The organism is Halorarius halobius, from assembly GCF_024298865.1.
In the GTDB taxonomy this organism is placed as follows: domain Archaea; phylum Halobacteriota; class Halobacteria; order Halobacteriales; family Haloarculaceae; genus Halorarius; species Halorarius halobius.
The window spans coordinates 1,994,713-2,014,134 of sequence record NZ_CP101161.1; the positions used below are offsets into that span (position 1 = coordinate 1,994,713).

Annotated in this window: 23 protein-coding genes; 11 read left to right on the forward strand and 12 right to left on the reverse strand. The window is 70.9% G+C overall.

Annotation, left to right across the window (positions count from 1 at the left end):
* Nucleotides 1–20: 20 nt before the first annotated feature.
* Genes NL112_RS10410 through NL112_RS10420 form a run of 3 tightly spaced genes read right to left on the reverse strand, consistent with a single transcriptional unit; the run spans nucleotide 21 to nucleotide 2,520 of the window.
* Entirely contained in the window at nucleotides 21–1,013 is a 993-nt protein-coding gene (locus tag NL112_RS10410) for a lysylphosphatidylglycerol synthase domain-containing protein (RefSeq protein WP_255148768.1), read from the reverse strand.
* Between the two features lie 28 nt (nucleotides 1,014–1,041).
* Entirely contained in the window at nucleotides 1,042–1,986 is a 945-nt protein-coding gene (locus NL112_RS10415) for a DMT family transporter (protein WP_255148769.1), read from the reverse strand.
* 45 nt (nucleotides 1,987–2,031) lie between these two features.
* Nucleotides 2,032–2,520: a CBS domain-containing protein gene (locus NL112_RS10420; protein WP_255148770.1), complete on the reverse strand. Its 489-nt coding sequence runs from the start codon at nucleotides 2,518–2,520 to the stop codon at nucleotides 2,032–2,034.
* Between the two features lie 101 nt (nucleotides 2,521–2,621).
* Here NL112_RS10420 and NL112_RS10425 point away from each other — a divergent pair, with 101 nt between their 5' ends.
* Complete coding sequence (locus NL112_RS10425) at nucleotides 2,622–3,251, forward strand: ribonuclease HI (protein WP_255148771.1); 630 nt, start codon at nucleotides 2,622–2,624, stop codon at nucleotides 3,249–3,251.
* Here the strand turns inward: NL112_RS10425 and NL112_RS10430 are convergent, their stop codons facing one another.
* The 7 genes from NL112_RS10430 to NL112_RS10460 all read right to left on the reverse strand — a co-directional run bounded on the left by NL112_RS10430 (nucleotide 3,252) and on the right by NL112_RS10460 (nucleotide 8,418).
* Nucleotides 3,252–3,803: a SprT-like domain-containing protein gene (locus NL112_RS10430; RefSeq protein WP_255148772.1), complete on the reverse strand. Its 552-nt coding sequence runs from the start codon at nucleotides 3,801–3,803 to the stop codon at nucleotides 3,252–3,254.
* A gap of 39 nt (nucleotides 3,804–3,842) precedes the next feature.
* Nucleotides 3,843–4,298: a MaoC family dehydratase gene (locus NL112_RS10435; RefSeq protein ID WP_255148773.1), complete on the reverse strand. Its 456-nt coding sequence runs from the start codon at nucleotides 4,296–4,298 to the stop codon at nucleotides 3,843–3,845.
* Between the two features lie 51 nt (nucleotides 4,299–4,349).
* Nucleotides 4,350–5,693: a glutamyl-tRNA reductase gene (gene hemA / locus NL112_RS10440; protein WP_255148774.1), complete on the reverse strand. Its 1,344-nt coding sequence runs from the start codon at nucleotides 5,691–5,693 to the stop codon at nucleotides 4,350–4,352.
* Entirely contained in the window at nucleotides 5,690–6,337 is a 648-nt protein-coding gene (locus NL112_RS10445; protein WP_255148775.1) for a precorrin-2 dehydrogenase/sirohydrochlorin ferrochelatase family protein, read from the reverse strand. Before NL112_RS10445 ends, hemA begins: the two co-directional genes overlap by 4 nt.
* A gap of 237 nt (nucleotides 6,338–6,574) precedes the next feature.
* Nucleotides 6,575–7,648, reverse strand: coding sequence for a siroheme decarboxylase subunit beta (ahbB, locus tag NL112_RS10450; RefSeq protein WP_255148776.1), 1,074 nt, complete (start codon nucleotides 7,646–7,648; stop codon nucleotides 6,575–6,577).
* 52 nt (nucleotides 7,649–7,700) lie between these two features.
* Nucleotides 7,701–8,108: a DUF5778 family protein gene (locus tag NL112_RS10455; RefSeq protein ID WP_255148777.1), complete on the reverse strand. Its 408-nt coding sequence runs from the start codon at nucleotides 8,106–8,108 to the stop codon at nucleotides 7,701–7,703.
* A 115-nt stretch (nucleotides 8,109–8,223) separates the two neighbouring features.
* The gene (locus NL112_RS10460; protein WP_255148778.1) at nucleotides 8,224–8,418 is read right to left on the reverse strand and encodes a cold-shock protein; all 195 of its coding nucleotides are present in this window, start codon (nucleotides 8,416–8,418) and stop codon (nucleotides 8,224–8,226) included.
* Between the two features lie 90 nt (nucleotides 8,419–8,508).
* On the opposite strand from NL112_RS10460, the gene uppS reads away from it, so the two are divergent.
* Both uppS and NL112_RS10470 read left to right on the forward strand, forming a co-directional pair.
* Nucleotides 8,509–9,414, forward strand: a complete 906-nt coding sequence (uppS, locus tag NL112_RS10465) for a polyprenyl diphosphate synthase (RefSeq protein ID WP_255148779.1) — start codon at nucleotides 8,509–8,511, stop codon at nucleotides 9,412–9,414.
* 72 nt (nucleotides 9,415–9,486) lie between these two features.
* Nucleotides 9,487–10,155, forward strand: coding sequence for a DUF998 domain-containing protein (locus NL112_RS10470; RefSeq protein WP_255148780.1), 669 nt, complete (start codon nucleotides 9,487–9,489; stop codon nucleotides 10,153–10,155).
* A 21-nt stretch (nucleotides 10,156–10,176) separates the two neighbouring features.
* Here the strand turns inward: NL112_RS10470 and NL112_RS10475 are convergent, their stop codons facing one another.
* Nucleotides 10,177–10,785: an undecaprenyl diphosphate synthase family protein gene (locus tag NL112_RS10475; RefSeq protein ID WP_255148781.1), complete on the reverse strand. Its 609-nt coding sequence runs from the start codon at nucleotides 10,783–10,785 to the stop codon at nucleotides 10,177–10,179.
* Between the two features lie 99 nt (nucleotides 10,786–10,884).
* Here NL112_RS10475 and NL112_RS10480 point away from each other — a divergent pair, with 99 nt between their 5' ends.
* Both NL112_RS10480 and NL112_RS10485 read left to right on the forward strand, forming a co-directional pair.
* The gene (locus NL112_RS10480) at nucleotides 10,885–12,279 is read left to right on the forward strand and encodes a DUF92 domain-containing protein (protein WP_255148782.1); all 1,395 of its coding nucleotides are present in this window, start codon (nucleotides 10,885–10,887) and stop codon (nucleotides 12,277–12,279) included.
* Nucleotides 12,276–12,713 carry a GNAT family N-acetyltransferase gene (locus tag NL112_RS10485; protein WP_255148783.1) on the forward strand — a complete coding sequence of 146 codons (438 nt, stop codon included), beginning with the start codon at nucleotides 12,276–12,278 and terminating at the stop codon, nucleotides 12,711–12,713. The genes NL112_RS10480 and NL112_RS10485 overlap by 4 nt, the downstream gene beginning before the upstream one ends.
* Here NL112_RS10485 and dnaG read toward each other — a convergent pair.
* Nucleotides 12,693–14,030, reverse strand: a complete 1,338-nt coding sequence (gene dnaG, locus NL112_RS10490; protein ID WP_255148784.1) for a DNA primase DnaG — start codon at nucleotides 14,028–14,030, stop codon at nucleotides 12,693–12,695. The genes NL112_RS10485 and dnaG overlap by 21 nt on opposite strands.
* 152 nt (nucleotides 14,031–14,182) lie before the next feature.
* Here dnaG and NL112_RS10495 point away from each other — a divergent pair, with 152 nt between their 5' ends.
* The 6 genes from NL112_RS10495 (at nucleotide 14,183) to NL112_RS10520 (ending at nucleotide 19,328) form a co-directional block, all read left to right on the forward strand.
* Nucleotides 14,183–14,548 carry a tRNA-binding protein gene (locus tag NL112_RS10495; protein WP_255148785.1) on the forward strand — a complete coding sequence of 122 codons (366 nt, stop codon included), beginning with the start codon at nucleotides 14,183–14,185 and terminating at the stop codon, nucleotides 14,546–14,548.
* 94 nt (nucleotides 14,549–14,642) lie between these two features.
* Entirely contained in the window at nucleotides 14,643–14,927 is a 285-nt protein-coding gene (locus NL112_RS10500; RefSeq protein WP_255148786.1) for a DUF3311 domain-containing protein, read from the forward strand.
* 130 nt (nucleotides 14,928–15,057) lie between these two features.
* Nucleotides 15,058–16,518, forward strand: coding sequence for a sodium:solute symporter family protein (locus tag NL112_RS10505; RefSeq protein ID WP_255148787.1), 1,461 nt, complete (start codon nucleotides 15,058–15,060; stop codon nucleotides 16,516–16,518).
* A 93-nt stretch (nucleotides 16,519–16,611) separates the two neighbouring features.
* The gene (locus NL112_RS10510) at nucleotides 16,612–17,532 is read left to right on the forward strand and encodes an ABC transporter ATP-binding protein (protein WP_255148788.1); all 921 of its coding nucleotides are present in this window, start codon (nucleotides 16,612–16,614) and stop codon (nucleotides 17,530–17,532) included.
* The gene (locus NL112_RS10515; RefSeq protein ID WP_255148789.1) at nucleotides 17,529–18,377 is read left to right on the forward strand and encodes an ABC transporter permease; all 849 of its coding nucleotides are present in this window, start codon (nucleotides 17,529–17,531) and stop codon (nucleotides 18,375–18,377) included. Before NL112_RS10510 ends, NL112_RS10515 begins: the two co-directional genes overlap by 4 nt.
* Nucleotides 18,378–18,428: 51 nt before the next feature.
* Nucleotides 18,429–19,328, forward strand: a complete 900-nt coding sequence (locus NL112_RS10520) for an HFX_2341 family transcriptional regulator (protein WP_255148790.1) — start codon at nucleotides 18,429–18,431, stop codon at nucleotides 19,326–19,328.
* Nucleotides 19,329–19,422 lie beyond the last annotated feature (94 nt).

Consider the following 19,422-nt stretch of genomic DNA (forward strand, 5'->3'; position numbering starts at 1 on the left):
TCAGCGGCGACTGAAATGCGTTAGGGGCCGTCTATCCGGGTCAGCCCCGCCAGTGCGCCGGTCACCGCCGGAAGGACGTCGACGAGAACGCGGAACAACAGCACGACCGCCGCGGCCGCCGCCACCCCCGCACCGGTCACCGCGACGAGCAACGAGCCAAGCACCAGTTCGACGCCGCCCACCCCCGAGGGGAGCGGGACGGCGGTGCCCAGCGACGCGACGGGCGCGGCCACGAGCGCGAGCGCGAGCGACAGGGGAACGCCGACAGCGGCGGCGGCTCCCCACAGCGGCACCGCGTACAGCGTCCAGCCGGCGGCCGTCAGGAGGTACGCCGACGCGAGCGCGCGACGGTCGCCGCCCACGACGGCGAACGTTCGGCGGCCGCGTTCGACCACGCCGGCGACCGTTTCCGGTGTGGTGCACGCCCCGACGCGCGCCGAGACCTGCCCGACCGTCCGGTGGAGGGCATGGCCGGCCCGCCGGAGGAAGGCCGCGGCGTCGTCGGCCCGGAGACCGACGACCGTCGCTCCTCCGACGACGCCTGCGGCCGCGACGACGAGTGCGGCGACGGCTGGGCGGGCGACCCGCGGCGGGACGGCGACGGCCGCGAGGCCGGCGACGGCGGGCACGACGGCCGCGAGCGTGCCGAGCAGTTTACCGACCGTCGCCGCGGCGAGGTCCTCCTCGTAGGCCAGCGGCGTCTCCCGGCCGAGGGCGTACGCGAGAACCGCCGGCCCCGCGAGTTGGCCGCCGGGCACCACCTGCTTGCCGAACACGCCGACGAGGTAGCCGCGGGCGAAGACGGGAGCGTGCACGGCGGCGCCAGCCGCCCGGTGGAGGCGGCGCTGGGCCTCGCTCCAGGAGAGTAGCGCGGCGAGGCTCCCGGCCGCGCCGACGGCAAGCGGCCGGGGGTCGGCGGCCGCCAGTTCCGCCGCGACGGCGCGGGGCCCGACCGCCAGCAGGAATCCCACGAGCAACAGGAGCGCGACGACGACGGCCACGCGGCGGCGCATGCCCAGGTCTGCGAGCGGGCGGGTAAAGTCAGTCCCCCTCCGCGGGGGCGTGGGTGCCGGCCAGTTCCGCGCGGATGGCGTCGCGCTTCAGCAGACCGAATCCGACCAGAATGACGAGGAAGCCCGCGACCGCGTACAGGTCGACGACCTCCCCGAGCAGGAGAAAGCCCGTGACCGCGGCGAACACGGGCGCGACGTAGGAGACGAGGTTTATCTCGATGGGGCCGAGCCGTTCGAGCAGGTCGAAGTAGACGAGGAAGCCGCCGGCGCTGGCCGCCAGCGCGAGATACGCCAGCGCCGCGAGGGCGGTGGGCGTGAACGACGCCGCCGCGACCGACTCGCCGACCGCGGCGCTCCCGGCGTGCATCATCCCCGCGCCGGTCAGCATCGCCCACGCCTCAAGCGTCTCGATGGGAAGGTCGGCGTCGATGCGGCGGTTCAGCACGGAGCCGAGCGCGAACGCCGTGGCCGCCAGAAAGACGAGCACGACGCCGAGGTTGACGCCGAGGTCCTCGGGCGTGGGTTTCGTCAGGAGCCCGACCCCCACGAGACCCAGCAGGAGGCCGGCGACGCCCAGCGGCGTCAGCCGCTCGCTGGGGAGCCAGAGCCGGGAGAACCCCGCCGTCAGGACCGGGGAGAGCGACACGACGATGGCGGCGACGGCGCTCGTCACGGCCGGGTCGGTCTCGCCGACGAACAGGAAGGCGTGGTAGGCCGCTATCATCAGCGCGCCCGCGACGAGCACGCTCGCCCACTCGGTTCGGCCGCGGGGTCGCCAGCGGTCGGTGGCGTAGGCGGCGTACCCAAGCATCACCACCCCGGCGATGTCGTAGCGCAACGCCGCAAAGAGGACCGGCGTCTCGAAGAACCCCGCAGGGTCGGCGGGCGTCCCCAGCCCCGCCTTGATGGCGACGAACGCCGACCCCCAGACGGCCGCAAGTAGCAGGAACAGCAGAAGGTTGCGGTGTCTCACGGCGGACCTGAGACGGGCGCGAAGTAGAACGTTTCGACCCGCGTATCAGGCACCGCGCTCGGCGGCGAGTGCGGCGAGCAGGTCCTGTCGGGCGATGATGCCGACCACCTCGTCGCCGTCGAGGACGGGCAGGCGGTTGATGTCGCGCTCGTCGTCGGCCAGCAGGTCGAGCACCGCATCGAGGTCGGCGTCCGCCTCGACGGTGACGACGTCCTCGGTCATCACCTCGCGGATGGGCTTGCCGGCGTTGCGGAACAGGTCCAGCCCCACGTCGAATTCGTCCCACGAGAGGTCGATGGCGTACGTCAGCGACTCCAGGAACGGCGGGAAGCCGACCGGAATCCACAGCGTGCGGTCGGACGGCTGGAACAGGTCGACGAGGTCGCCCTGCGTGACGATGCCGACGAGCCGACCGTCCTCGACGACCGGGAACCCGTTGAACTTGGCACGCGCGAGCCGCGTCAGCACCTCGCTCACGTCGTCGTCGGGTGAAACCGTCTCCACGTCGGGCGTCATGATGTCGCGCGCCTTCATGTCCGGATGCTCGCGGGGGAGCCACGTATGCCTTGCGCGGTTGGCGCGGGCGCCCCCCGGAACGACCGGACGTTTAAGTTACCGCGCGTCCGAGCGTTCGTATGGCCGCCTACGGCCGGCCGGAACTGCGAGCCCTGTTCGACGACGCCGCCACCCCCCATATCGCGCATCCACCACGCACCCACCACAGGGATTTCTACGTGGCCACCGACGGCTCCTTCCGCGAGTCGGGAGCCGGTGGACTGGGGGTCGTCATCGAGACGCGCGACGGCGAGACGGTCACCCGACTGTCGGTGCCCGACGCCGCGCCCGACAACAACGTCGCGGAGTACCGGGCGCTCCATCTCGGCCTCGACGTGCTCGCGGCGCGGGCGCCGCCGACGGCCCGCGTGGGCGTCGTCGTCGACCACGACGACCTCGCGGCGAACGTCAACCGCGCGTGGCTCGCCAGCGAGGCCCCGGACGCCCGGCCGCCCCACCCGACGACGGTGCCGCCAGGCACTCACTACCACTGGCGCGGTATCCGCGCGCGGCTCCACGGCTTCGAGGAACTGCGGGCCGCACGCCTCGACTCCCGGGAGAACCCCGCCCACCCGCTGGCGAACGACCCCGGGAGCTACGCGCACGTCAACCACGAGCCACAGCGCTGTGTCCTGCCTGCATCGCCCGACTCGGCGGGCGAGGAACAGATTCCGCCGCCCTCGCGGGCGGACCGCCACTCGGCCGACTGATTACCAGTCCTCGATTCTGTCTCTCGCCCCCCGGTAGCCGGCACTCGTGCGCCACGTCTCCCCGGATGCGACGTGTTCCACCTCGTAGCGAGCGCCGCAGGCGCCACAGCGTCGGTCCTCGGGGTCGGTGACGACCGCGGAGGCGCGGTGGCGCTCCGCCGACCAGTCGCATCCGGCGGCCGTACAGTAGAGCCGGAGCCGCGGCACCGAGAACGTCGGGCAGGTTGTCTCGACGTTCAGCCGGTCGGCCTGTTTCCGGAAGCGGCGACCGTGGCCCGCCTCGCCGAACTGCTGGTACTCCCAGGCGTGTATCAACTCGTGGCGGACGACGGCCTCGAACGCCTCGCGGGAGAACCGCTCCGCGGCCCGCGCGGCCAGCCGTATCGTCACCGCGCCCGTCTCCGGGTCGTGGATGCAGGCGCCGGCCCGCCGTTTCGCGCGGGCCGACACCTCCCAGGAGACGGCGTCGAGCGCGGCGTCCACGTCGACGGTCCGGGCGTATCGGCGGGCCCACTCGCGGAGCCTGTCGTCCGTCGCGGGCGGCCAGTCCATCGCCGGCGACTCCGCCCCGGCGGGTCGAAAAGCCGTCGGTCAGTCGCCGCGCTTCTTCACCAGTCCGAGGCCGTACATCGACAGCACCGTCTCGCCGTGCTGGTTCGTCGTCGTCACCTCGACGGTCGTGTGGCCGAACGCGGGGTTGTCGCCGGGGTGCTTGTCGACCAACTCGACGTGTACGGAGAGTTCGTCGCCCGCGTACACCGGCTGGTGCCAGCGCACCTCGTCCATCCCGTTGCCGCCGAGCGTGGCGTTGTCGTTCATGTAGCCGGTCACGAGCAGTCGCGCCGACAGCGCACACGTCAGCCAGCCGCTGGCGATGAGGTCGCCGAACATCGTCTCCTTCGCGGCGTCCTCGTCGACGTGGAACGGCTGGGGGTCGTACCGTTCGGCGAACTCCAGCATCTCCTCTTTCTCGACGGTGACGCTCCCGCAGTCGTGCTCGGAGCCGACGGTCAGGTCCTCGAAGTACCGGGCGTCGTCCTCGGACATGGGGGGTCCCTCGCCACGACGCGAGAAGAACGTACCGCCGGCCCGCCGGGGTCAGTCGTCGTCGCCGGCCATCTGCTCCAGCATCGCCGCGGGCATCTCGCCTTTCATCTCCTCGGGCAGGTCGTCGGGGAACGTGTCGGCGAACAGGTCGCCCGGCGGCCCGCCCGTCGAGGGGTCGAACAGCCGGAGGGCGGTGTGGATGGTCGACCAGTCGTCCTCCTCGGCGGCGTCACGCAGACTCCGGGTCGGCGCCGCGAGCAACTGCGAGACCAGCGCGTCGGCCATCGACTCGACGACGGCGCGCTGTTCGTCGGTCAACTCGCCCTCCGACTCCAGTTTCGAGATGGCGGTCCGGAGCTCCTTCGCCTTCACGCGCTCGGCGCCCTCGTACATCGCGGCGATGACCTGGTCGGCGCGCTTGCGCTTGTACTGGCTCATCAGATGGTCGAACTCCTCGTCTATCATCGCTTCGACCTCGGTAGCGGCCTCGCGCCGCTGAGAGAGCGTCTCGTCGGTCATCGACTGGAGGTCGTCGAGGTCGCGCACGTCGACGTTCCCGGCGTCGACCGGGGCGACGTCCCGCGGCTGTGCGAGGTCGACGACGAACGTCTCACCCGACCGTTCGAGGGTCCCGGCGTCGATGACGTGGCCGGGCGCGTCCGTCGCGGCGACGACCACCTCGGCGGCGTCGAGCGCCTCCGGGAGCGCGTCGAGCGCGAGGGCGGTCGCGTCGGCGTCGAGGCTGGCCGCGACGTGCTCGGCACGCTCTAGCGTCCGGTTGGCGACGAGGAGACGGTCGACGGCGCCCGCCAGGGCTTTCGCCGCGAGCGTCCCCATCTCGCCGGCGCCGACGACGAGCCCCGTCGCGTCGCCCAGCGGGCGTTCGGCGGCCGCAAGCCGGACTGCGGCCGACCCCAGCGAGACGACCCCCTCGTTGATGGCCGTCTCCGAGCGGGCGCGCTCGCCGACGTGGAGCGCCTTCAGGAGCGCGTCGTCGAGCGTCGGGCCGACCGCGCCGGCCTCGCGGGCCGTCTCGTAGGCGGTCCGGACCTGCCCGAGAATCTGGTCCTCGCCGACGACGAGCGATTCGAGGCCGGCGGCGACACGCATCAGATGCCGGAGCGACCCTTCGTGGTCGAGGTCGGTGACGGCCTCGGGGCGCACGTCCGCGACGTAGCCGTCGAGCGCGGCGTCGGCGCCTGCCTCCTCGGCGGTGACGACGTACGCCTCCGCGCGGTTGCACGTCTGGAGGACGAACGCCTCGTCGACGCCGGGTTCGGCGAGCAACCGTTCGACGGCCGTCGCCTCGTCGGTCGTGCTCGCACGCTCGATGTCCTCGACGGACCCCCCGGTGTGCGAGACGCTGACCCCCGAAACGATGGTGGCACCTGTCACGAGTCGTCACCGACGACGTCCATCACGGCGTCGTCTGCTATTCGTCGTGCCTTAGACCTTGCCGTACCTAAAAGCTTCCAAACACGGCGACTTTCGACGACGGCACGCACCGCGGCCCGCCTGTCGTCGGGCGGTACGTCCCGAGCCTGGAGCCGTTCGCGCACGTCGGCCGTCAGTTCGGCCATCGCGCCCGCGTGCTCGATGTCGGCCTCGATGCGCTCGCGGAGGTGTTTCGCCAGCGCGGGCGAGGCGCCGCCAGTCGAGACCGCGACCACCACGTCGCCGTCGCGCACCGTCGCGGGGACGACGACGCTTCCGGGGTCGCGGTCGCCGTGGGTGTCGGTCCGGTTGACGAGCAGACCCCGTTCCCGGGCCTCGCTCTCGACGCGGGCGTTCAGCGCCGCGTCGTCGGTCGCGGCCACCACCAGCGCCGGGGCAGTCCGGTCGAGCCACCCGGCCACGTCGCCGGGGTCTGGAGCCGCCCGAACCCGCTCGGCGCCGCCGAAGTCGGCGTCGACGAAGGCGGGCGAGACGACCACCACCTCGGCCTCGCGGGCGAACCGCCGGGCCTTCCGTGCGCCGACCCGCCCCCCGCCGAACACGAGGACGGTCTCGCTCGAGAGGTCGTGGAACAGGGGTATCACGCCGCGACACCTCCAGAACGGGGGTAGGCGCGCACTGGCGAGCGTCCCGGCGCGAGCCAGCGGGCGTGCGAGGGACGAGCGACCGGCGGGAGCGAGTCGGCTGGGGAGGCCCGTGGGCGGTCCCTGGCGGACTGGAAGGGCGAGGCGCGCAGGGAGTCGGACAACCGAGCGTGCGAGGGCTTCCGGGGCGTCGTCGACGGTCGTCGACGGCGTGCCGCTCTCTCTATCAGCACCATCTCACACCTCGTCCGTGTTCGCCTCGGCGCGCTCGTCCAGTCGGATGCCCGTCTTCTTCAGGATGCGCGTCGAGAACAGCGTGTCCCAGTCGGCGTCGCCCACGTCCCAGTGGTCGGCCATCACCTCGCGCACCTCCCGGACCCGCGCGTCGCTCTCCGCCTCCGAGCGGCCGTGGGTCATCGCGAAGAAGTTGTACGGCCACACGCCGTCGTGACGGGGCCGCTGGTAGCAGTGCGTGACGAACTCCAGGGACGCCACCGCCGGCCCCACCTCCTCGATGACCTGGTCGGGGACGTCCCAGACGGTCATCCCGTTCTCCGTGTAGCCGAGCGCGTAGTGGTTCGGAATCAGCCCCACGCGCCGGACCTTCCCTTCGGCGTCGAACCGGCGTATCGTCTCCAGTACCCACTCGACGGGCTTGCCGACGGCGTCGGCCACGTCCGCGTACGGCGTCTCGGTGACGGGCAGACCGCCCTGGATCTCGAGGACGAGGTCGCGCTCGTCGGGCGTGAGGTGGTCGCGGTCGGTCGGCGTCACCGCCGGGCCGAGCCCCGACAGGTCCACGTCGCCCTCCGGGACGGGGCCGTCGAGCAGGAACTTCGCGCCGACGTGGAACTCCCGCTGTTTCGGGAGGTTGTACGTCTCCTGGCCGGTTTCGGCCTCGATGTCGGACAGGACGCGCTCGACGTCGTCCGCGTCGGCCACCGAGACGACGAACCACATGTTGAGGTGGGGGTGCTCGCGCTCGTAGTTGTGTGCCACCTCGCGGAACTCGTTGACCTGCTCGGTCACCTCCTCGAACCGGTCGGGCGGGGCGTGCATCGCCACCAGCGTCGCCGCCCCGCCGATCTCCTCGGCGTTGACTAAGGCGCCGAACCGCGAAATCGCGCCCGTCTCGTCCATCTCCCGGACGCGCGCCAGCAGGTCGTCGGCCGTCACGTCGACGCCCCGCTCGCGGAGCGCGGCGGCCGCCGGCTCGAACGGTCGCTCGACGACCGGGAACCCCCCCTGGAAGGCGTTGACGATAGCGCGGTCGACCCGGTCGAACTCGTAGTCGACGTCCCCGCGTGCCATACCGGGGTTCGGGGCTACCCCGGGATAAGCGCCTCGGACGCGGCGTCCCGACTCAGTGGTCGCCCTCGACGCCGACAGCGTCGAACCCCAGCGTCTCGACGCCCTCGACGACGGCGGCCTGGTCGGCGTCGGCCTCGTAGTAGAACACCACGTCGTAGGTGCCCTCACGGAGCAGTTGCTGGCACTCCCAGACGAACGCGTCGTCGTCGAGGGTGCGGCCCTGGTGCTGGTTCACGCCGAAGTCGGGGTCGTCGTTGCCGGAGTAGACGTACGTGTCCGCGGGGTCGACCCCCGCCGCCTCCGCGATGACGTCGCCCACGTCCAGCGTCGCTTGATGGAGCGTCGGCTCCTCGTCGCCGCTGAGGTCGGTACGCACGATACAGCCGTTGAGTGCGATGTCGCCGGGTTCCAGCAGCGCCCGGGTCCGCGCGTAGAGGTCGTCGTCGACGGCGTCGGTCATCGCCGTCGCTACCCGGTCGGCGCACAAATCGGTGGCGATAGCCGTCGCTGACCGGGTGGTGCCGGCGCCGCAGTAGTCGCGCCGCCGCGTTCGCTCGCCGGTGCCGTGGGCGCTCCTACAGGCGCGTGACGTTCTTCGCGCGCGGGCCCTTGTCGGCCTGCACGATTTCGAACTCGACCTCCTGGCCCTCTTCGAGGTCCGGGCCGCCGATGTCCTCCATATGGAAGAACACGTCCTCGTCGGATTCGTCGGTCTCGATGAAGCCGTAGCCGCCGTCGTCGTTGAAGAAGTCGACCGTACCGGTTGCCATTGCGATAGCGAGTGACGATGTTCTCGGTTAAAAGCCCGTCGCCCATCGGGGTCACAAGACTGATAGGTAGCGGTGCCGACGTTGCCGGTGATGAGCAGTCGGCTCCGGCGCGTCGCCGTCCGGGCGTACGAGCGGCTCCTCGAGCGGGAACTCGACGGCGCACCGACACACGTCGCCGTCATCCAGGACGGCAACCGGCGGTACGCCGAGTCGCAAGGGAAAGAGCGGACGCAGGGCCACCACGCCGGCGCCGAGACCACCGAGTCGATGCTCCGGTGGTGCCGCGACCTCGGCGTGGAGGAACTCACGCTGTACACGTTCTCGACGGAGAACTTCGAGCGCCCCGAGCACGAACGCGAGGAGCTGTTCGACCTCATCGAGGAGAAGCTCCGGGCGTTCGCCGACCGCGAGGAGGTCCACGAGAACCGCGTCCGCATCCGCGCCATCGGCGAACTCGACCGCCTGCCCGAGCGCGTGCGCGACGCCGTCGACTACGCCGACGAGCGCACCCGCGGCTACGACGACCTGCATCTGAACGTCGCGCTCGCGTACGGCGGCCGCGCCGAACTGCTGGGCGTCGCCCGCGACGTGGCCCGCGACGTGGCCGCCGGTGACCTCGACCCCGCCGACATCGACGCCGCCGAACTGGAGAGCCGGCTGTACGACAAGCCGGCCCGGGACGTGGACCTCATCATCCGGCCGGGCGGCGAGGAGCGCACCTCCAACTTCCTGCCGTGGCACGCCAACGGCAACGAGGCCGCCGCGTTCTTCTGTACGCCCTACTGGCCGGAGTTCCGGCGCGTCGACTTCCTGCGGGCCATCCGCACCTACGAGTCGCGCCAGGAGTCGTGGCGCCGCACCCGCGCGGAGCGGGCGCTGGCGCTGGTCCGGTCGGTCACCGACCGCGAGTTGACCGAGGCGAAGCGCGTGCTCGGACAGTTCCGCGGGTCGCTCCCCGACGGGGAACTCGACGAGGAACTGGAGACGGCGGACTGACGCGGGGGTCCGGGTCCCACCGGCTGAGACTCACCGCCCGGGACGATACTACTGCGGTGCGTCCGTACGAGTATGGAGCCACAGTCTCACTCCGACGACGTGGTCGCCTCGACGGCCACGCCCACCGACCTCCTGTTCGGCGTTCCCGCTCGCCACGCCGCGGGCGTCCTCCTGCTTTTCGTGAGCGCCGTCGCCATCCTCGGCATCATCACCGCGGAGGCGTTGTATCCCGGCTACAACGTCGTCCGGGAGATAAGCGATCTCGGGGCGTCGCGGCCCCCCAACAGCGTCATCGTCGAGCCCGCCGCGACGGTGTTCAACACGACGATGCTGCTGTCCGGCGCGGGTCTGCTCGCGGCGACGGCGTTCGTCCACCGCGCGCTCGGCGACCGTTCGCTCACGGTGACGCTCGGCCTGTTCGGGCTCGGCGTCTTCGGCGTCGGCGTGTTCGACGGGAGCGAGGCGCCGATGCACGGCATCTTCGCGCTCCTGACGTTCACCACCGGCGGGCTCGCCGCGCTGGCGTCGGCCCGCGCCGTCGAGACGCCGTTCCGCTACGTCGCCGCGGCGTTCGGCGCCGTCTCGCTGACGATGCTCGTCTCCGTCATCCTCCTCGGCGACGCCCACCCGCTCATCGCCATCGGGCTCGGCGGCATCGAGCGGTGGGTCGTCTACCCCCTGCTCGTCTGGACCGCCGGCTTCGGCGGCGTCCTGCTCGGCGAGGGTGGAATCGACGGGTGAGCCGTTGGTGAGCCGTTACGCTCACCGCCCGAACCGACGCTGGCGCTCCTGGTACTCCCGGAGCGCGCGCAGGTAGTCCCGCTTGCGGAAGTCCCGCCAGTTCACGTCCGTGAAGTACAGTTCCGAGTAGACGGACTGCCATATCATGAAGTCCGAGAGGCGCTCGGCCCCCGTCTTGATGACGAGGTCCGGCGGCGTCTGGAACACGAGCCGGTCCTCGATGTGTGACTCGTCGATGTCGTCGGGGTCCAACTCGCCGCGGTCGACGGCCTCCGCGATGCCGCGGACGGCGGTGGCGAACTCCGCTTTCCCCCCGAGACCGATGGACACCTGCACCGGCGCGTCCGCCGGTTCGTCGTCGTCGGGGCCGCGGACGGCGACCTCGCGGGGGAAGTCGAGTTCGGCGAACGCACCCGTCAGCGTCGGCACGGCGTCGGCGTCCAGCACCGACACCGAGACGAGCACGTGCTCGGCGCCGTAGTCGAACGCCCACCGGAGGAAGGCGGCGAGCGTGTCGTACGCGCCGGGTTCCAGCAGGTCCCGCTCGGTGATGACGAGCGCGACCCGTTCGGGCCGCTCGGCGTCCGACAGGCGGATGCGGGCGGCGAGATACCGGTCGTACAGTCCCACGGGCGGACGTACCGGCCCCGGGGCGTAAGCCTCCCGGTCGCCGCCGGCGGGTCGCCTGAAAGGTTGGTACTTAAGTGTTCGACGGGGGAACGACGGAGCGTGAACGGCAACCTCGGGCGGGCGGGGCTGTTCGCCGTCGTGGGGGCGCTCGCGCTGGTGGTCCCTGCGCTCGGCGGGCGCCCCACACCCCGGACGGCGGCGGTGCTGTCGGCCGTCCCGTTCGCGGTCGTCGCCGGGCTCGGTCTGTTCGTCGTCGACCGCGACAGCCGCGCGTTCGAGCTGTTCGCCAGCCCCGGCGATTACGAGGAGGGGCGGCTGTTCAGCCTCGCCGGGTTCGCGCTGGCGGCCGCCGGCCTCGCCATCCTCGCGTCCCGGTTCGGGTTGCCGTCGTACGTCTACGTCGGTACGGTGTTCGTGCTGACCGGCGGCAACCTCGCCGCCGAACTGTCGAAGCGTGTCTCCGCCGACACGTTCGTCACGACGAGTGCGTTCGCAGTCGGCGGGTTCCTCGCAGGTCTGTTCGGGGAGGGGCTGGCCCTCCTCGCCGGCGCGACCGGCGGGGGCCTCCGCCTCTACGACCACGTCGTGTCGGCGACCGGCCTCGGGGCGAACGTCGCGTGGCCGACCGTGCTCGCGGCGCTGGCGTTCCTCGCGGCCGCGGGCGCCATCGCGGCCGCACTGTTGCGGTCGATGCTGCTCCAGCGCGACGACCCGCTGGTGATGGTGTCGGTGGCGCTTTTGCTGTGGCTGTTCGTCGGCCTCGACGTGGCGGTGCCGCCACAGCGACTGCTGGTCGGCCTGCTGGTCACCGTCCTGCTCGGCTATCTCGCCTACTCGCTCGGCACCGCCTCCGTCCCCGGGATGCTGACCGGCGTCCTGCTGGCGCTCCTGGCGGTCGTGCTCGGGGGGTACGGCTGGTTCGCGCTCCTGTTGACGTTCTTCGGCGTCGGCGGCCTCTCCTCGAAGTTCCGCTACGAGGAGAAGCGCGAACGTGGCATCGCCGAGGACAACGAGGGCGCCCGCGGGTCGGGCAACGTGCTCGCCAACTCCGCGGCGGCGCTCGCGGCCGTCCTCGCGTTCGCCGCCAGCGACACCGTCGGCGTCGCGCCCGAACTCGCGCGGTTCGCGTTCGCGGGCGCGGTCGCCACTGCCCTCGCGGACACCCTCTCATCGGAGTTCGGCGGCCTGTTCGACGACCCGCGGCTCGTCACCACCTTCGAGCGGGTCGAGCCCGGCACCGACGGCGCGGTGACCTGGCAGGGCGAACTCGCTGGGCTCGTCGGCGCGGGCGTCATCGCGGGCATCGCCGCGGTGTTCTTCGACCTCGGCCCGCTCCCGACGCTGGCCATCGTCGGCGGCGGGTTCGTCGGCATGACCGTCGACAGCGTGCTCGGCGCCACCGTCGAGGGCGGGATGCTCGGCAACCAGGCCGTGAACCTGCTGGCGACGCTCGGCGGGGCCGTCGGCTGTACGCTGTTCGCCCTGCTCGTATGATTCGGGCGGCCAGGCCCGCCGACCAAGCCGCAGTCGAGGCGTTGCAGTCTCATCTCGATGCGCCTGCTCCCGACCTGCTCGACGCCGCGTTCGCCGGCGTCGGCGACCTGCTCGTCGCCGTCGACGACGGCGTCGTCGGCTACGCGCTGGCGGTGCCCGGCGACCCGGAGGCCGACCCGAGCGTCGTCTACCTCGCGGAACTGGTGGTCTCGCCCGAGGCCCGCCGACAGGGGTGGGGGTCGGCGCTCGTCGAGGCGGTCCGCGAGCGGGCGGACGGCTACGACGAACTCCGGGTCACCGCACGCGCGGACGCCGACGCCGCACTGGCGTTCTACCGGGCACGGGGGTTCCGCGAGGCCGCGACGCTCCCGGGGGAGTTCGAGCGGGACGCGGGTGCCGACGACGGCGTCCTGTTAGTCGACGACCTCGCGTAGCGCGTCGGCCGTCCGGACGCGGACGCTGGTGGGCTGTTTCACGAACTCCTCGGTGTCGGCGGCGACGACCTGGTCCACGCCGCGCTGGGCGGCCACGTCGAGGAGGCGCTGACTCACCGACCCGTCGAGCACGACGGCGCTCGGCACCGGGTCCGCGTCCCGAAGTAGCTCGAACGCCGCGTCGGCGTCGCCCTCCTCGATGGTCTCGAACGACTCGGAGAGCAGGCGGACCCGCCCGGTCGGCTCCTCGATGACGGCGGCGACGTGGCCCCGCAGAGTCTCGGGTTCGGGGTCGGCCACCTCGGCCGCGTCCCCCTGCTCGTCGCCGCTCCCCTCGGCGTCGCCCGCGTCGGCATCGGGCTGTCCGCTCTCGACTGGGCCGTCCCCGGTCGGGCTCTCGGGTGCGTCCGGTGTCGTCGGCTCCGGTGCGGTCGAGCGTCGCGGGGTCGACTCCGCCGGTGCGGGGGTCGCGCTCCCGTCGGTCGCGGCCAGCGCCTCTCGGGGGGTCTCGGCGTTGACGACTGCCTCGTACGGCACCTTGTCGCGGAGCGCGGCCATCACCTCGTGGCGGTCGAGGTCCTCGACCGAGCGGTCCGGCGGCGCGAACGCGACGTAGTCGACCTCGCCGACCTGCGACAGTTCTTCGAGAATGAGGTCGCCGCCGCGGTCGCCGTCCAGGAACGCCGTCGCCGTCCGGTCGCGGGTCAACTCGGCGACTGCGTCCGGCACGTTGGTCCCCTCGACGGCGACTGCCGTCTTGATGCCGTACTTCAACAGTTGGAGCACGTCGGCCCGGCCCTCGACGACGATGATGGCGTCGGAGTCGGTCACGCGGGGGCCGGCCGGGTAGCCCTCGTACTCGGTGACGTCCTCGACGCGGACCGACTGGCGCACCTCCTCGACGAGCTCCTCGCTGGACATGACCGACTCGTCGTACGCCTGCGTCAGCAGTTCCTTCGCGCGGTCGACCACCTCGCGGCGCTTGGCCGCGCGGACGTCCTCGATGGCGTCGACGTCGATGGTCGCCCCGCAGGGGCCGACCCGGTCGATGGTCTCGAGGGCGGCCGCGAGGATGGCCGTCTCCACCTTGTCCAGCGAGGTGGCGATGGTGATTTCGCCGAACGACTGTCCGTGTCGCGAGTCGATATCCACGTCGATGCGGCCCACCTTCGAGGAGTCCTGCAGGTCCCGCAGGTCGAGGTCGTCCCCGAGCAACCCCTCGGTCTGCCCGAAGACGGCCCCGACCACGTCGGACCGTTCGACCACCCCGTCGGCGGTGATGTCGGCGTGGATGAGGTATTTGGCCGTGTCTTGCATTGGTGAACTGCCCCGCGAGGGGCGGTGAATGGTGATAGTGATGCCATGAGCGGCCCCATGGACCGCTCCAGGCTAATCGTTACGAGCGGTAAAGCCTACCGACTGACGCAAGCCGACGGTAGCTTTTCGGCGTCCCCGGTCCCCCACCAGGCATGGGCTTCGACGAACCCGACATCGACCCCGCGGAGTTCCTGGAGGACGTGGAGATGCGCGTCGGAACCGTCGTCTCCGTCGACGACTTCCCCGAAGCACGCAAGGACGTGTACAAACTCGAAGTCGACTTCGGCGACCGCCGGCTCCAGTCGGCCGCCGGACTGACCGACCACTACGACCACGACGACCTGCTCGGTGTGCAGGTGGTCGCCGTCGTCAACCTCGGCACCGTGAACATCGCCGGCTTCGAATCCCAGTGTCTCGTCACCGGCGTCGACAGCTCCGGGCGGAGTCCCGCGGACGGCGAGGGCGTCGTCCATCTCACGACCGAACGGGAGGTGCCCGACGGCACCCGGGTGTACTGACCTGCCGCGTCTGAAGAACTTTCTTCTTCGATAGATGCTACTGTTGGTACGAAAGCAATGTTTACGTTCATTCGGTGGCAACACGGCTACAGACATGGCAGACGCAGACGCTGTACCGACTGAAGGCGCCCGGGCCTCCCGGGTCGAGACGTTCCTGTGGGCGGCGGTGTTGCTGACGGTCGCCGCGCTGTCGGTCCCGTGGTTCCTCTGGCGCTCGTCGGCGGTGGCGTTCGGTCTCCCGGTGTGGCTCTGGTGGCACATCGGGTGGATGGGCGTCGCCGCGGTGACGTTCTACGCGTTCGGCAAGCGCGCGTGGGGGCTGGGCATCGAGCCGAGTGATGCTTCGAACCGGGCGAGCGGCGACGAGGTGGAGCCGTGAGCCGCGAGCCGCGAGGCGTAGCCGAGCGCCTCGGAACGAGCGAGCGGGGAGGCGCGGAGCGACGACCCGCGAGCCGCGAGGCCGACCGCAGGGAGGCCTCGAATCGAGCGAACGGCGCCGGGGTGGAGCCGTGAGCGTCGCGCTCCAGTTGGGCATCGTCGGCGCGTACCTCGTGGCCGCGCTCGCGGTGGGCCTCGTGGCCTACCGGGTCGCCGAGCGAACCGCCGAGGACTACTATCTGGCCGGCCGGACGCTCGGCACTGTCGTCCTCCTGTTCACGACCTTCGCGACCCTCCTTTCGGCGTACACGTTCTTCGGCGGCCCCGACACCGCCTACCGACTGGGCCCCGAGTGGATACTGGTGATGGGGCTGATGGACGGCGTGCTGTTCGCGTTGCTGTGGTACGTCATCGGCTACAAGCAGTGGCTCGTCGGGAAGGCCCGGGGGTACGTCACGCTCGGCGAGATGCTGGGCGACCGGTTCGGCTCCATCGGCCTGCGCGTGCTCGTCGCCGTCGTCTCGCTGTTCTGGCTGTTCCCGTACGTGATGCTCCAGCAGAAGGGCGCGGGGCTGGCACTCGTGGGACTCACGGACGGCGCGGTACCGCTGTGGGTCGGCGCCGGCGGCATCACGCTGTTCATGATAGCCTACGTCGTCGTCAGCGGGATGCGCGGCGTCGCGTGGACCGACACCCTCCAGGGCGTGTTCATGCTCGCGCTCGTCTGGGCGGCGTTCGCGTGGATAGTCTCCGCGGTCGGCGGCGTCGACGCGGCGACGGCGGCGCTCGCTGAATCCAACCCCGAGTATCTCGCGCTGGGCGGTGGCGCCTACTCGATGCAGTTCGTTCTCGGCACCGCCGTCTACATCGCGTTCGGCGTCACGATGTTCCCGCAGATAAATCAGCGGTTCTTCGCCGCCGAGTCGAAGCAGGTGCTCAAGCGCACGTTCTCGCTGTGGCCCGTGCTCGTGCTCCTCCTGTTCGTTCCTGCCTTCCTGCTCGGGGCGTGGGCACAGGGGCTCGGCGTCGCTGTCCCGGAGGGGTCGAGCGTCCTCCCGGTGCTCCTGCGGCAGTTCACGCCGACGTGGTTCGCGGCGCTGGTCATCGCGGGCGCGCTCGCGGCGATGATGTCCTCGTCGGACTCGATGCTACTCTCCGGGTCGTCGTACCTCACCCGTGACCTCTACCGGCCGCTCGTCTCCGATGCCAGCCGCGAGGACATCGTCGCCCGTGTCGGGGTCGCGGCGTTCGCCACCCTCTCGTTCGTCGCGTCGCTGTTCGCCGAGCGGACGCTGGTCCAGATAGGCAACACCGCGTTCGGCGGGTTCGCGCAACTGGCGCTCCCGGTGATGGTCGCGCTCTACTGGCCTCGGACGACGAAGTGGGGGATGTACGCGGGCATCGGGGTGACGCAGTTGTTCTACCTCGCCACCGTGTTCCTCGGGCAGGTCCCGGGCACGTTCTACGGGTGGCCCGCCGCCGTCGTTGGGATGGTGCTGGGTCTCCTGCTCACGGTCGGGGTCAGCGCCGTCACCTCGCCGTCGTTCGGCGAGGACAGTTCGGTCTACTTCGAGGGCATCGAGGCCGACTGACGCCCTCCGTTCCGGGGGACGTGACACCGAATCACTCAAGCGACGGTTTGTGCCTCCGCTATCTATTAGCGCCGGTCTCCTGTTGTTCGATTCGTGAAAGCGATACGAACTGACCAACTGACCAAGACGTTCGGCGACGTGACCGCCGTCCGGGACCTCGACCTCGTCGTCGAGTCGGGGGAGGCGTTCGGCTTCCTGGGCCCCAACGGCGCGGGGAAGTCGACCACCATCGACCTCCTGCTGGACTTTACGCGGCCGACGGCGGGCGACGTCGAGGTGCTGGGCCACGACCCACGGGCTGACACCCGGGCCGTTCGCCGCAAGGTCGGCATCCTCCCGGAGGGGTACGACCTCTACGACCGCCTCTCGGCCCGCCGGCACGTCGCGTTCGTCGCCGACATCGAAGGGAGCGACGACGACCCCGACGCCCTGCTGGAGCGGGTGGGTCTGGCCGACGACGCCGACCGTTCGGTCGGCGGGTTCTCGACGGGGATGCGCCAGCGCCTCGCGCTGGCGATGGCGCTCGCCGGGGACCCGGAGTTGCTCGTCCTCGACGAACCGTCGAGCGGCCTCGACCCCAACGGCGTCCAGTTGCTCCGCCGCATCATCAACGAGGAGACGCGACGCGGTACGACCGTGTTCTTCTCCAGTCACGTCCTCGACCAGGTGGAGGCGGTCTGTGACCGCGTCGGCATCCTGAACCGGGGGGGTCTCGTCGCCGTCGACACCGTCGAGGGCCTGCGAGAGGCGACGGGTGCATCGACGACACTCGTCCTCGACGTCGACTCGGCGCCCGACACCGACGAACTCCGTGCGCTCGGCGGCGTCGAACGGGTGACGGCGACGGACGATACGCTCCGGGTCGGCTGTTCGGCCCCGGAGATGAAGGCGCAGGTCATCTCCACCGTCGAGCAGAGGGGCGCTTCGGTCACCGACATCGACGTCGAGGAGACGGACCTCGAGGACCTGTTCGTGGCGTACACCGACGGCGACGCTCCGGGGGTGGACGCGTGACCTCGCCCGTCGTCGCGCTGGCGCGCAAGGACCTCGCGGACGCCGCCCGTTCGAAACTGATGTGGGGACTGACGGCGGTCCTGCTCGTCGTGACGGTGCCGAGTTTCGCCGGTACGGTCGGGTCGTCGTTCATCTCCGGGCCGGCCGACGCCGTCGAGTGGCTCCCGGGCGTGTTCCAGAACTTCGTCGCGCCGGTGGCGATGATCGCCGCCTACCGGTCGGTCGTCGGCGAGCGCGAGTCGGGGAGCATCCGCACCCTGTTCGGTCACCCGGTCACGCGCGGTGAGTTCATCGCCGGCAAACTGCTCGGCCGGGTCGCCCTCGTCGGTGTCGTCCTCGCGGTGGGGATGCTGGCGCTCGGTGGCGTCGTCGTCGCCACCTACGGGACGCTCCCGGTCGCGCTGTTCGTCGCGGTCACCGCCTACGTCGTCGCCTACGGCGCCGTCTGGACCGCCATCACCGTCGGCGTCTCGGCGGCCGTCTCCTCGCGGTTACAGGCCATCGCCGTGATGCTCGGCCTGTTCCTCTTCTTCGGCCCGTTCACGCTCTGGCAGACGTTCGGCCTGGGGGCCGCCGCGCTGGTGGCCACCGGGCGTCCATCGACCGCCGCCATCGACCCGATAGACCCGGCGACGTGGCCCGACTGGTATCTGTACGCCCAGCGGCTCAACCCGATGCGGAACTTCGAGATGACCCGCGAGTTCGCCGCCAGCCTCGGGGACCCCACTATCGGCTACTTCGGCGCCGTCGAGGTCCAGGTGTTCGGCCTCGCGGCGCTGGTCGCGTGGGCGGCCGTCCCGCTCGCGGCCGGCTACTGGCGGTTCGAGCGCGCGGACCTCGGGTGACCGGTCGGCGAGGCTGATGGTTTTTATAACCGTCGGCCCACCGTCCCACGTATGCAGACGCACATCGTGCCGGTCGGGTTCGACTACGACCGGCTCATCGCGCCGCTGGTCCGGGACCGGCTGTCGGTCGACCGGGTCGTCCTGCTGGAGGGTGCGGTGGGTAGCGAGGCGAACGTCGAGTACTCGCGCAACCTCGGCGCGAAACTCGAACAGGACTTCCAGAACCTGCTGGGCGCGGCGACCGACCGCCTCTCGGTCGGCGACGTGTACGACTACGACGCCGCCTTCGAGCAGGCGTTCGACCTCATCAACGCCGAACTCGACGAGGGGAACGAGGTGTGGGTGAACATCTCCTCGATGCCCCGGACCGTCTCGTTCGCGTTCGCCACCGCCGCCCACTCCATCGCCGTCGAGCGCGAGGAGGACCGCGACCGCATCCACACCTACTACACCGCCCCCGAGAAGTATCTCGAGACCGAACTCGCCGAGGAACTCCGGGCACAGACCGAGCTACTCGAGGACCTGCTCGCGGAGGGAGTCGACGACGAGCGGGTGCGCGACCGCCTCGACTCCGCCAATCAGTTGCTCGCGGAGTTCGGCGAGCGCGGGACGACCATCGGCGCAAAGCAGTTGGGGGACTCCCACATCGTCGAACTCCCGGTCGCCTCGTTCTCGAACGTGAAGCCGTTCGAGGAACTCATCCTGTTCACGCTGGGCGACCACGGCGAGTTCGAATCCGTCTCGGAGTTGGCCCAGACGCTCGCCCGCGAGTTGGGCGAGGAGTACACCGACTCGTTCCGCTCGAAGGTCATCTACAACGTCGACAGACTGGGACCGGGCGGGAAGGGGTACATCGAGCAGGAGGAACACGGGAAATCCTACCGGACGCGGCTCTCGCGCATCGGCGAACTGTGGGTGCGCTCGCACACCAGCGACGAGTTCGAGGACTGAGAGAGCACCGCGGAACCGCTCGCGGGACTCGCCCACACGCCGACGAAACGCCTAAGGCTTCGACGTGGCTTCTCCCGTGTATGCAGACGCCCAC